Annotated in this window: 9 protein-coding genes; all 9 read left to right on the top strand. The window is 60.9% G+C overall.

The window, feature by feature from the left end; translation table 11 throughout:
• The first annotated feature begins 251 nt into the window (after nt 1-251).
• Nucleotides 252-623 (top strand): hypothetical protein, encoded by a 372-nt coding sequence (locus tag R2N16_RS22950; RefSeq protein WP_316668930.1) that lies wholly within the window; start codon nt 252-254, stop codon nt 621-623.
• Between the two features lie 247 nt (nt 624-870).
• Nucleotides 871-3744: a type VI secretion system Vgr family protein gene (locus R2N16_RS22945; RefSeq protein WP_316669010.1), complete on the top strand. Its 2874-nt coding sequence runs from the start codon at nt 871-873 to the stop codon at nt 3742-3744.
• 21 nt (nt 3745-3765) lie between these two features.
• Nucleotides 3766-4674 (top strand): DUF4123 domain-containing protein, encoded by a 909-nt coding sequence (locus R2N16_RS22940; RefSeq protein ID WP_428984156.1) that lies wholly within the window; start codon nt 3766-3768, stop codon nt 4672-4674.
• Nucleotides 4671-5258 carry a DUF3304 domain-containing protein gene (locus R2N16_RS22935; protein WP_316668928.1) on the top strand — a complete coding sequence of 196 codons (588 nt, stop codon included), beginning with the start codon at nt 4671-4673 and terminating at the stop codon, nt 5256-5258. Before R2N16_RS22940 ends, R2N16_RS22935 begins: the two co-directional genes overlap by 4 nt.
• 37 nt (nt 5259-5295) lie before the next feature.
• Nucleotides 5296-5874: a DUF3304 domain-containing protein gene (locus R2N16_RS22930; RefSeq protein WP_316668926.1), complete on the top strand. Its 579-nt coding sequence runs from the start codon at nt 5296-5298 to the stop codon at nt 5872-5874.
• Nucleotides 5875-5922: 48 nt separating this feature from the next.
• Nucleotides 5923-8466 carry a T6SS phospholipase effector Tle1-like catalytic domain-containing protein gene (locus R2N16_RS22925; RefSeq protein WP_316668924.1) on the top strand — a complete coding sequence of 848 codons (2544 nt, stop codon included), beginning with the start codon at nt 5923-5925 and terminating at the stop codon, nt 8464-8466.
• A 185-nt stretch (nt 8467-8651) separates the two neighbouring features.
• Nucleotides 8652-8993, top strand: coding sequence for a hypothetical protein (locus R2N16_RS22920; protein WP_316668922.1), 342 nt, complete (start codon nt 8652-8654; stop codon nt 8991-8993).
• A gap of 153 nt (nt 8994-9146) precedes the next feature.
• Nucleotides 9147-10310 (top strand): hypothetical protein, encoded by a 1164-nt coding sequence (locus tag R2N16_RS22915; RefSeq protein ID WP_316668920.1) that lies wholly within the window; start codon nt 9147-9149, stop codon nt 10308-10310.
• A gap of 54 nt (nt 10311-10364) precedes the next feature.
• Nucleotides 10365-12452, top strand: a complete 2088-nt coding sequence (locus tag R2N16_RS22910; protein WP_316668918.1) for a hypothetical protein — start codon at nt 10365-10367, stop codon at nt 12450-12452.
• Nucleotides 12453-12611: the final 159 nt, after the last annotated feature.

Here is a 12611-nt window from a genome sequence, read left to right as displayed (position 1 = left end):
GCGAATTGCCTCCGCGCTGTGGAGGGGCGCCCATCCACTCGAATACAAGAACGACTTCATGCCCCTCGTGTTGGTTGCGCCGGTAACCAGGTCGCGAATCGTAACAATTCAGACCGCTGTCCCCGTTCAATGCAGAGGTACTGAAGGGAATAAACCGCGCCGACTTGATAATGCTGATTGCTTGCCACAGACCTGTATGATGAAATAGCTTCATCTATTTTGTGAACGCCTGACGAGTTTTGAGAATAATCATGCTACAAAGTCGAACCAAGTCTATTGCTTTTCTGTACCTGTTCGCTGCACTGCTGTTATACGCTGCGGTCACCTTGGCGGTGGCTGCGTTGGCTGCGCCGGCCGGCGACAAGGATTTTCTGCACATGAATAGAACGTTTGCCCCCTTGGCCGGCAACGTGCCTGGCGCAGAGATTTGGCCATCGGTCATGGACCTGCACGGAAAGCTGGGCGGGGTCTTTCCTACACCGCTTGCGATTCTGGCGTGCCTGATTCTCCTGAGCATGGCCGCGCTGTCCCGGGTGAAAAGCATCCGCCGGCAAATGCGGGAGGATGCGGCGACTGCGCGGGACGAAGCCATTCGGCAACGTGTTCGTAAGCACGGCGCATAGTCAAGCGGCGCGACGTTCAGTTGCGAGCTTGCGTACCACCGGCCGTCGGCCAACTTCGGCAGTCGGCTTCCTCCAATGCTGACTGATTTTAGATGTGCGAATATCTGTATTCGGAAAATCGAATCATTTCGTTTCCTTAACCTGATGACGGATATTATTTACTGTTTTGGGTCGGACGCGCATTTAGAATAATGTGCCCGCCTTGTTGTAGTGCGTCGGGCGTCTAGAAACAACTTACATGCCCTTGATGGACGCCACGACCCTTCTTCAGAACCTCTTCGCACCCACACGCCGCCTATACACGCTGGAGGGGGACGGGGCGCTTGCAGACCTTGCGGTCGAAGCCTGGCTCGGTCGCGAGGCGCTGTCCGAGCTGTTTGAGTGGCGCGTGGTGGCCGTCAGCGCCAATGCGCGCATCGCACTCAAGTCATTGTTGGGCCAGCGCGTCACGCTGGTCACGACGCTGGCCGATGGAACGCAGGCCAAACGCACGGGGCTGATCCGCCTGGCAGAGAAGCTGGGCGCCGACGGCAGCCTCACGCGCTACCGCCTGACTGTCGTGCCGTGGTTCTGGCTCACGACTCAGCAGCGCCATAGCCAGGTGTTCCAGAACCGGCCGCTGACTGACATCTTCGGGCAGGTGCTGTCGCCCTATGAGCCCTACGCCTCGTGGCACTTCGCTGTCGGCGCCGAAGCGCGCATGGCCGAGTTCGGCACCCGCAGCCATCTCGCCCAGTTCCGTGAGACGGACTACCACTTTGTTACGCGCTTGTTGGCCGAGGCCGGGCTTGGCTTTACCACCATCGAAGACGAGCAGGCGCCCAACGGTCACTCGCTGCTGATCTTTGCCGACAGCGCTCGGCTGGCCGAAGACGCGGAATCCGCCGCAGATGGCGGCATCCGCTTCCACCGCGCACACAGCCTGGAAGAGCGCGACGCCATCCAACAGCTGATGTGCCACAACCGCACAACGGCGGCCGGCGTCGCTGTGGCCGCGTGGGACCCGGAGGGCAAGCACAGTGTGCGGGCCCATGCGCCGGCACGGTTGGCAACGAGTGCCGGCAGCCCTGATGCCTACCTGTCGGTCAGTCCGTCGCTTGCACCAGACTCAGCCAATGCACAGCGCATCGCTGTGCAGGTGATGGAAAGCCTGGAGGCGCGTGCGCTGCTGGTTTCCGGGCGCGGCACGGTCCGCACGCTGCGCAGCGGCACGCGGCTGCTGGTTGTAGGATGCCCGCACCTCCCGCAAGACGCGGAGGGCGGCTATCCGCTGCTGATTGACTTGGTGGAACACTGCGGTATCAACAACCTGACCGCCGATACGCATGCGGCGCTTGGGGCACGCCTGGGCGGGCTCGATGCCGCACTGGCATTCGACACGCCTCCGACAGCGCCCGAAACCGGCCCGGGCGCGTTTGGCTTTATGGCCGACGATGAGCCTATCAAGCGCAACACGCCCACACGTGAACTACTCACGGCTGCACGTGCGCATGGCTATGCCAGTCTGTTTCGCGCGGGCGATGCCCGGCGCCCCTGGCGTCCTGAGGTCACGCATCCCGACACGGGCCGGCTGTACGCGGAGCCCACCGCGCAGGGCGTGCACAGCGCCATCGTGGTTGGCCCGGACGGCCAAACGCAGGCCGGTGGCGACGGCGAGCACCATGCCACGCCTGCAGGCGAGATCCGCGTGCGCTTCCCCTGGCAGCTCGGCGAGCGGGCCGACGATCGCAGTAGCCGCTGGGTCCGCGTGGCACAGCGCCAGTCGGGCGCCGGCATGGGATGGCAGTGGCTGCCGCGGATCGGTCAGGAAGTTCTGGTCAAATTCCAGGAAGACGACATTGATCAGCCGGTCGTCATCGGCGCGCTGTATAACGGCCAGGGCGAAGCCGGCATTGCACCCACACCAGGTGGACAGGGCGCCGCCGGCGCAGGCGATGCGACAGCCCTGTACAAGCAAGGTAGCGACGGCGCCGGCAGCGCACAAGGCAACCTCGCAGGCGGCCACAGCCCGGCCTGGCACGGCATGGGGGCGGAGGCGGATGGCCACCGAAATGCCGCTGCCCACACCGGCTTCAAGAGTGCCGAACATGGCGGCAGTGGCTATAACCAGCTCGTCTTTGACGACAGCGACGGCCAGCTGCGCACGCAGCTCGCCACCACGCAGCAGTACACGCAGCTCAACCTGGGGCACCTGGTGCACCAGCAGGACAACCGGCGCGGCAGCTTCCGCGGCCAAGGCTTCGAGCTGCGGACTGATGGCCACGGCGCCGTGCGCGGCCAGGCCGGTCTGGTGCTGACTACGTACCGTGATGCGGCCAGCGGCAAGGCCGTGCCGACGGGGGACAACGCCGCTGGCATTGCGCTGATCAAACAAGCCAAGGCACTCACTGAAACGTTGGGGCAAGAGGCCGTCACGCACCAGACGGCAGCCCTCTCCGCAGCGAAAGACGACAATGCGCCGCTGGCCAAGCAGGAGAAGGCAGCCGCCGGCATGGTGGATGGCAAGGCGCTCGATGCAGCGAAACAGGATGCCGGTGCCGGCAACACCAACACGCAGGGCAAAGTGCCGCACCAGGGCGAGGCGATGGTGCACGCGAACGGCCGCGCCGGTCTGGTCATGGTGGCCGGTCAGGATCTGCAGCTGGCCAACGGCGAGAGCATCGCCCTGGGCAGCGGCCAGGACACCAACATCGCCGTCGGCAAACAGGCGCGTGTGCACGCTGGTCATGCGATCGGCGTGGCGGCGGGCTTGTCCAAGGCGGGGGACAACGACCTCGGCCTGCAACTGACAGCCGGCGAGGACAACATCGACGTCCAGGCCCAGCACGACACGCTCAAGCTCATGGCCAAGGACGACCTGAAACTGGTGTCGGCCAACATGAACGTGGATTTTGCGGCGGCCAAGCGTATTCGCCTGGCGACGGCGGCCGGTGCGGCTATCACGCTGGAGGGCGGCAACATCACGGTCGAGTGCTCAGGGCCCATTACCTACAAGGCTGCGCAGCGCACCTTTGATGGGCCGGTTAACCAATCGTATCCGCTGCCGACATTTCCGCAAAGCGTGTGTCTTGAATGCTTACTCAAGGCCGCCGCGTCTGGCTCTCCAGTCGCCCGCGTATGACTCCAACACTCCTAGGTCGCCATGTACTTTGCTGTTGATTCCCGTGACCCCAATGTTTGGCTCGATGGCCTGGTGCAGACCATCGACGCCGCGCCGGCCGCTCACTGGTTTGCCCTGGTCGATGGGGTCTTTGACTATGGGCGCAAGCCCTTCGTCGCACCAGTGCCAATCTATCCGCTGTACGGATCGACAAGCGCCCTGCACGAACTGCTTCCCGCCTCCCCCTATCTTCTGCCGCTCGATCGCCGGACCAGCAATGACCTGCGCGGCTTGATAGAAGCGGTGGGCAGGCACTGCCAGGGTCGCCCCATGCTCAGCTTCGTGGCTTCATGGCAACCGGCCGAACATCTGGTGCGTTTGTGGCAGCCGTGCCTGCAGCCAGTGGTGGAAGAGGATGGCTCGCGCTACCTGCTGCGGTTCGCGGATACGCGGGTTCTACCGGCATTGCCAGGCGCGGTGAGCCCAGCGGCATGGTCGCAACTGACCGCGCCCCTATTGCACTGGTGCTATATCGATCGGGCCGGAGATCTGGAGACCCTATGGCTCTCCGCGACACAGGACGAACCGTCTACCTACCCGAGTGCGCAGCTGGTGCTCCCGCACAGTGACATCGATCGGATGGTCGATGCCGCCATGCCGGACGCCATCCTGGATTTCATGGCCAGGGAGGCGCCAGGCAGCATGCCTGATACAAGCAAGGCGGAAATCTATCGTTTGGTCACACATGCCTGTGCGCTGGCCAAGAAGTATTCGCTTGAATCGACACCGGACACCGTCCAGCTCGCCGCCTACGCGCTCGCTACCGGCGGTGATGGCTTGCATGAGCCGCAACTTCTGGCACTGTTAGGTAATCCGCAACGTCGCCCCGAGGCATTGCACGACTATCTGTCGGTGGTTCAGGGAGCGGCTACTGAGGTTGGACTGGCATGAATGCAGAGACGATGAAGCGACTCTGTGCTGTGGTCCTAGCAGGAGCGCTGCTAGGCCTTGCCGCCTGCAGCAAAGCGGAAGCGCCGAAGGCTGCGGCAGTGGAGGAAGATGAAACGCTGGGGGGTGCCATCGGCGTACTCAACTACACCGACATTCCGATCGGGTCGGTCTACGTCAATGGGGAATGGGCCGGCGGGATGGTGCCGCACGGTGGCGGAACCAAATGGATCGGCAGCGCTTCCGTGCCCAAACATTGGGACCCGAACTTCAAGGTGACGGTCAAATGGAGCGACGACGAGTTGTATGAGAAAGACAAGACGGCGCTCTACACAAAGGAAGTGCCCATTGAGAAGTATCCGCCGGCAGGGAGTGCATATTTCTATGTGGCGTTCTATCCGAACCACGAGGTCAAGCTCTATCTGACCAAGGGGGGGCCTGGATACAAAGGCGATGAAAACAGCCCTGAAGATCCTAAAGATGCGTGCCTGAAGCGGAAAGCCCCGCAGGAGCGGGAGACATGCTACGCCCCAGAGTATCGTGAGGAATACCGAGCATTACAGAAGCAGAAAGCGCAAGGCACATAAGCCGGAGTCTGAACAGTGTTACCGAGATTGGATCAGCATGAATGCAAAAACGATGAAGCGACTGTGTGCAGTGGTCCTAGCTGGAGCGCTGCTAGGCCTTGCCGCTTGCAGCAAAGCGGAAGCGCCGAAGGCTGCGGCAGCTGATGAAGATGACACGCTTGGTGGCTACGTTTTGATTTTGAACTACACCGATATTCCGATTGGGTATGTGTCCGTTGATGGCCGATATGCCGGCGTCATGGTTGCCAATTCGGGCGACGCGGGGACTGGTCGGACAAGCATCGACGTACCACGACAATGGGATCCGAATTTCAAGGTGAAAATTCAGTGGAGCGACGACGAGTTGTACGAAAAAGACAAGAACGCGCTTTACACGAAGGAAGTACCCATCGAGAAATACCCGCCAGAAGATGCTTCATTCTTTTATGTGGCGTTCTATCCGAACCACGAGGTCAAGTTGTACCTGACACGGTATGGTCCGGGAGCAGCGAACGACCCATACCACCTTGAGGATCCAAAGCAAGCCTGCCTGAAGCGCAGAGATCCCAAAGACCGGGATCTGTGCTACAGCCCAGATCACCGCGCATCTGCAGCAAGCGCCGCAGAGGCCCAATAGCCCTGGTGCAGCAGATCTTCCGTCGCCGCGTTCATCCTTGATTTGCCGATGACAACTGTTAGCTTTGCACCGCTGTGCCCAGACAAGCCCTTTGAACTGTCGCAGCAAGAAATGTCGCGCAAGCGATCTACGCAGGTCATCAACCTGAAGGACCCGCCTCCCTGCGAGGAGGAATTGCACTTCGGATTCTTCTTTGATGGCACTCGGAACAACAGGGACAACGATCGCTCACGACAGGCGCACAGCAATGTTGCGCGATTGTTTGATCTCTTCGACGTTGAGCCCAAGCAGACCGAACTGAAGCAGTATCGGTTCCGCAGCTATGCGGCAGGCGTCGGCACACCGTTCTACAGGGAGGTCGGTGACCTGGGTATCGGCATCCATGCCGTCGCCGGTGCAGCGGCTGGCTGGGGCGGTGAGTGTCGTATCAACTGGGCTCTGCTGCAGTTACATAACCACCTGCATTACCACTATCACAATCAGAATTTGACCGAGCGGAGTGCCGACCGCGAATTGGTCAAACAGATGAGTGCCGACATCAACGCGCCCGAGATTCAGATGCCGAACCTCGGCAGCAGTGCCACCATCGAACGTGAGCTGAACGGCAAGTATCGCGCCAAGGGCGAGTTCGACCGCGACCTGCGCGCCGGCGTGGGTTCATTTGCCTCGCTCACTTCGGTCGCTCGCACCAACTGGCGCGAGGTCAACACCAAGGGCAGGCGTCGCGTGCTCAACGAGCGCAAGGCGGCTCTGGCCAAGGCTTTGGGCAACCTGCCCAAAGAGCGCAAGCCCATCATCAAGCGCATCCGCTTGCACGTATTCGGTTTTTCGCGTGGCTCAGCGCAGGCGCGCGTGTTTTGCAACTGGCTGCGTGACGCGTGCGATGCCAACGGCGAGAAACTCAGCCTGTGCGGCATTCCTGTGCAGATCGATTTCCTAGGGCTGTTTGATACGGTGGTGTCAGCCGGCATGGCGCAAAGCATGATCGAGACCATGGTGTCCGGGCACGGGGCTTGGGGCCAAAAGCGGTGGATGCGCATACCGGGCCCAGACCTGGTCAAGCGCTGTGTGCACCTGGTGTCAGGCCACGAGGTCCGCGGCTCGTTTCCGTTGGACAGCGCCTTTGGCAGCAACGTGGAAGAGTTCGTCTACCCGGGTGTGCATTCCGACTTGGGTGGTGGCTATGAGCCGGGTGAGCAGGGTCGCGGCCGTCGCATCGACTGGACGCCGGACGATAGCGCCAAGCTGTCACAGGTTTCGCTGTCGCACATGTATCGGGAGGCGGTCATCTCCGGCGTACCGTTGATGAAACCCACCGCCGCGCCGCGAGAATTGCAGGACCAGTTCAAGGTCGATCCGGACTTGATCAAGGCGTTCAACGCCTATCGCGCAGCGACTGCCGAGACCACTGCGGCATCCACGCCGGACCTGATTCATCACTACTACGGCTATTTTCTGCGCTGGCGCCACCGCTGGCTCGGCAAGGTGGCCAGCATGCCGAGCGTGCAACATGCCGCCAAGACCGACCAGACTGACCTGCTTACCTCCGACGCCGAGTTGGCCGAAGAACTGAAGTGGGTCAAGCGCTATTCGAGCTACCAGAACCTGGTGCCGAGTTGGGCCAAGGGCCACTACATAGGCTGGCTCATGGAGGGCGGGAAATGGACGGTAGAGGCTGGCGTAACCAGTTTGGGCGCCCTGGTTGCTGGAGTCGGCGGCACGGGCGGTCGCTCGGCCTTTCAGAACGCCGTGCCGGAGGCGCCAGGGGGTCCAATCGCCTATATTCCCGCCGTTGGCGCAGTGCAAGGTGCGACGCTTTTCCTACGCGCAAAGCAGGCGCTGGGCAACAAGTTCGACAGCTGGAGCGCCGTACAGAGTGCGTGGGATAACAACGACGTTCCACAAGCGGCCGATCATTTTTTCTCACGCTATGTGCACGACTCACGGGCCTGGTTCAAGCCGGTGGGTGACGACAACGACGTCTGGTATCGAAAGCAGCAGAACGCGCTCGACAAGGTGGCCGCGAAAGATGCCGCGCTGAAGAATCCGCCGCCGGTCAAGATCAATGCGCTAACAGCCAAAGTCGGTGTGCCGCCGCCGCCTCCACTGACACAAGAAGAGTGCTCGATGCTGGAGCTGCACGATCGCCTGAAAAGGCAACGTGAGGCCAAAGGGCAAACGGAGGACGAGGCCCTCAAAGATCCGACCTATACCGAACAATTGCCGCAGCAAACCAGCGGCCGCGAACTCTGGCAGATGTGGGGCTTCCTGCGCTGGCGCACCGTCTATGGCGACAAATATATGGACTACCGCACGGCCTACCCCGAGCTCGCCAGTCTCGATGCGACTGCCCTCAAGCGGCGGATGAAAGCGTTGGAATCCCAGTTCAAGCAGATGCGTTCGCGTTCGGAAGAACTCGGAAAGACGTTGAATGACATTGCCAGTTCGGGGATGCCGCCGCCAGACATGGTGAACGAGATGGGTGGACTGTATCAAGGGATGCTGGCGACGGAAGAGGAAATGGCCGCCGTCACGGCGTTTATGGAAGATCTGGACGCCGGCGGCGGTTACGGGGCAAGTAGAGCACCATGAAGCTTCACAGCGCTGAACAGACGCGACCTCCAGCGATTTGGAAGAACGGGCGATGGGTTAGGCCGGATCTTCCGTCACACGGATGGACGCGTATCGCAGTAGAAGGGCGCAAGGGCGAACAGTTCTTATGCGCAGCTTGCAATGCCGTTCGACACGGTGCCTATCATCTATTAGGGCACCCGAACGTGAAGGAAGCTATCCGGGTCGACGTGCGATGCGCGGCGACGTTGCAAAGTCCGATCGCGGAGCAGAAGAAACGGACCGCCTCATTTGAAGAGGACAGGTCGATGAAGCGCACGCGCTGGCTGGTGCGGGCCTGGAAGCGCACGGCCGATGGCCGTTCCACGCTGTACGCCGATGGACATCGTGTCATCGTTGAATTCACTGGGCGGTCTTGGTCCTATACCGTTGCTCCAATGCGGGACGAAACCGTCAGCTGGAGGCAGGCGGGGTTCGGTTCGTCGGACGAAGCCAAACTTGCCGCATTTGACGAAATCACCAAGCGCCAGCGCAAGCGAGCACTGTGACCGTAGGACAGCAATGTGCGTTGCCGGCGATGACCAGCCGGCGGCGTTCATGCAAAGGTCTAGCTTCTCCAGGAACCTGAAGCTGACACCAATTTTTCCCGATATCTCGACAAGGATTCGGCGATTCGCGCCAAAATGACAAAAGGATGACCAGTGACCCAAAACGCCACTTCGTACGTCGCCTTTCGTAACTTCATACTGTCGAAATGCGACTCGTCGCCTTCCCCCAACAGGGCAACGGAATATGGCGCCGAGAACGGCGTTCATCCTTTGAGCCTGCAGAAGGCCAGGATTCGAAAGTATCGCGAATATGTGGCGTATCACCTATCCGACGCATTGGAGACTTCGCCGTCATTGGAGCCCCACGTTCGGCGCGCATTGGGAGTTCCCGCCACGGTGCCCCTGCTGCCTGGCACGTATAGCCGCTTGAGGCAGCTTGGACAACTCTTCCTGCCTGAACGCTTCAACCTGGAACGCGCACGCAAGCTGCTGCGTTCGGTTCGCACGCCAGAAGGGCGGGAGTACATCTATAAGAAGTTCCTGGAATGGACGCTACCGGGGACTCACTACTGCGAGTCGGTCGATTTCGCGTTGCGCCATTTGAAAGGTGCGCGCGAGGTTACGGATCTGAAGCGGATCTGGATTATGGACGTCGTCGCACTGCAGGCGATGGCGCGGATCGGATTGAACGAGATTGCCCGAATCGCGGACGTTTGCCGAACGTCTATTTCGCGCGGTGAAGCCCGGTTGCTGATGATCTACGTGGAAGAGGGTGTGGTCCGTGAGCCGAAAGATTTCGCCTGGGTTTCCTTTCTCGGGCGCGACCGCTATAGGCCAACCGAACTTGATCCTACGCGCGAGCGTGCATTGCGCGCCTCGATCCGACTTTTGGCCCCTCACGGGGTGGATCGTGCTCGCATGTCGGAGGTTTTCTACGACCGTTTGTGGGCACTCCATCCGGAGCGGTTGCGCGCCAATCTGGAGTTCCTGCAGTCGGCCGGTGTCGGCAACATCGCCGCCGTCTTTGATCAGGTGCAGAACCGCCTGTGGACGGCCCCCGCAGAACGGTGGAAATACCTGCTCGAATGCGCGCATGTCGATGTCTGCGCGGACAGCGGGCTTTTCAAGGAAACGCTTGACGCTAGCACTGAACCTTCATGGGAATTGACGCGCTGGTTGATCGGCATGGGCGCAGGATCTTCAGCCATCGCTGCTTGCCAGACGATGCTGTTGGGGGTCGGCAAAATTGAAAATCGGCCCGCCCCCACCACGGAGTTGGAGTTGCTGGCTGGCGCGCCTTATGCGCTGAACCTGTAGCAGCTTGCGGCATGCGAGAGCTACCTCACGGTTCGCGGTGATTTGCGCGAATACTTGATGTTGCTGGAGCGGCACGGCTATCGGACACCCGAGGAAATACTTGCGTTCCAGCCGTTCTTTCGGGAGTCCAGTGCTTCGGATCTCGATGCATGGTTGACGGTGGTGGGAGATCGCGCACGCGGCGTTCCGGTTCAACTGGTCGTCGAGTGGCTGGAGCAGGCACGAGCGGGCGGGTACATCGCTTCATACCAGTACCTGGTGAGCGCGATTCCGATGTCTGGGCTCGATTCACTGCATCAGGCGTCGAAGTTAGCGCCTCTGGGCCCTTCGTTGTTGTGCTACCTCGTCGAAAAGCGAGGAATGCGAACGCTCAAGGCGCTTCGTTACTGGTATTACCACGATGCGATGGGCATTGAGGGGTATCGATATTGGGGCTGCCATGATGCCGTCGATGAGGCGTTGGTCGATGACGCATTTGCGCGCCGAAGTTTCAGCCAGCTCGGCGGCAATCAGTCATGCATAGCCCACGCTGTTTCCCGTCGCATTGACGCGGAGGTCGGCCGCTTCCCGTACCAAGGCGAAGAAGGTGAACGACAGGCATATCACGCTGCTCGGGACGCCGCCAGCCTGCGACACCGGGCTGCGCTTGTCCCGTTGCTTCCGAAACTGCTGGCCCGCACGGGCGGCATTGTTCTTCCCACGCTGCTGCAAGCCCTATGGACATCGGATGCGGCGCTGGACGAGGCGCTTGACCGACTTACCCCGATCATGAACGAACTGCTCGCCGGCGGCGGCCCATCGGCTTCTACGCTCACTGCATTGGAAGCCGATGCCGCAGCGCTGGTGTATCGCACAACGGTGGATGTGGTGCAATCACGTTGGCATGCTGTCGTCGGTCGGGAGGCCGATGCGCATGTGCTGCCAGTGCGTACCCCCATTCCAATGACCTGGCGCCATGCGAAGTGGCGCATGGTAGGTGCGCCAATCAACCGTGAATACCTGCTCTCGCTTGTGCGCGCGGCAGAGTGCGCCGAGCGCTTCCGTCCGTCGAATTTTGGCAAGATGTCGGATGCTTGCCTCAACCTGAAACCTCGGCGTCTCGCCAGAGGTGACGCGGCTGATCCCGCTTCGCTCTCGATGCACCTTGGTGTGCTGATGGCAGTGGCCCGCGGCGACTCGGTGGCCGACCAGTGGGGCCGCCGGGAGTTCGATGCGCTGCTGAAAATTGACCCGGACAGCGTTTCGGCTGCCGATCGTCTCGATGCGTTGCTCAAGTACGTGGACACCCAACTCCCCGACGCTGTGGTCGCGGGGGTTGATCAGTTTGTCAGGCGCTTTGACCAAAGCGATTGCGCGCTCCTTGCGGGCAGGCTTGGGGTTGTCCGGCAAGAGTACGAGTCAGAGGCGGCTTGGCTCAAGCGCGCCATTCTGCATACAAGAGAGCGCGTAGCGACCGTCTATGTACGCTGGGTAAAGCGGGAACGCGCCAAGTTCAAGGATGAAGGCAGCGATCTGCGCTTCACCGAGCTGACTGCGATCATCTCGAAGTCCCCCTCCGCATTTTTCGCAAAGGAAGCCGCCAGTCTCTGCACGCGGGCGAACACCGCTATGTGGTGCGAAGCGCGTCAGCTGCATCTACTCGTGGTTGACCCGGCCTCCAAGCGTTTGGCGGGGATGGCGCTGCTCTACGTGGAAGTGATACCCAGCATCGACCGGACGACACCCAGCCTGGTGATTCGCGCGCTAAATCCGATTGGGGAGATGGGGACGACGCACGCGATCCGCTCCATTGTCGATGCGTTCTTCGATACGGCAATCCACATCGCGCGATCCAATGGCCTGGCGTGCGTGGCCTATCCCGACAGTAACGGAATGCACCTGCTGTCGAACCAGCATGCTGTAGAAGAGGACATTCACAAGCGCTTTACGCGCAATTCGGTTCCTTATCGATCGTATGAACGTCACGAACCGTCATCGGCAAAGGAGCCTTCTTGGCGAGCCGCCCCGAGAGAGATCGAGACTCCGTTCTTTGCCTATGAGCGTGGTGATTGCAAAGTCGGGCAGGTCTATGCGATTTGGGATGGCAGGGAGCAGTTGGCCAGCGCAGCGAAGGAGCTGGCGACCGAGGAAGAGGACCAATGAATGCCGCCGGCGCTCACTACGTCAGCGCTCGATGTCGCCTGCCAGTTCTGGCTCAGGGGCGCGACACGTGGAGCAGCCCCCTGAATCTCCGGACACGAGGACTCTCTTAAATAGCGAGTAGTCTTGTGACTATCAGTAAGCCTAGTCATTACGTGGAAC

It is taken from the genome of Ralstonia psammae (assembly GCF_958405935.1).
GTDB lineage: Bacteria > Pseudomonadota > Gammaproteobacteria > Burkholderiales > Burkholderiaceae > Ralstonia > Ralstonia psammae.
This window is presented reverse-complemented; position numbering and strand designations above follow the sequence as displayed.

What these genes read in the sequence shown, in the direction of transcription:
- R2N16_RS22935 (WP_316668928.1), top strand. Translation starts at nt 4,671, where the DNA reads ATGAATGCAGAGACGATGAAGCGACTCTGTGCTGTGGTCCTAGCAGGA.
- R2N16_RS22925 (WP_316668924.1), top strand. Translation starts at nt 5,923, where the DNA reads ATGACAACTGTTAGCTTTGCACCGCTGTGCCCAGACAAGCCCTTTGAA.
- R2N16_RS22950 (WP_316668930.1), top strand. Translation starts at nt 252, where the DNA reads ATGCTACAAAGTCGAACCAAGTCTATTGCTTTTCTGTACCTGTTCGCT.
- R2N16_RS22945 (WP_316669010.1), top strand. Translation starts at nt 871, where the DNA reads ATGGACGCCACGACCCTTCTTCAGAACCTCTTCGCACCCACACGCCGC.
- R2N16_RS22940 (WP_428984156.1), top strand. Translation starts at nt 3,766, where the DNA reads ATGTACTTTGCTGTTGATTCCCGTGACCCCAATGTTTGGCTCGATGGC.
- R2N16_RS22930 (WP_316668926.1), top strand. Translation starts at nt 5,296, where the DNA reads ATGAATGCAAAAACGATGAAGCGACTGTGTGCAGTGGTCCTAGCTGGA.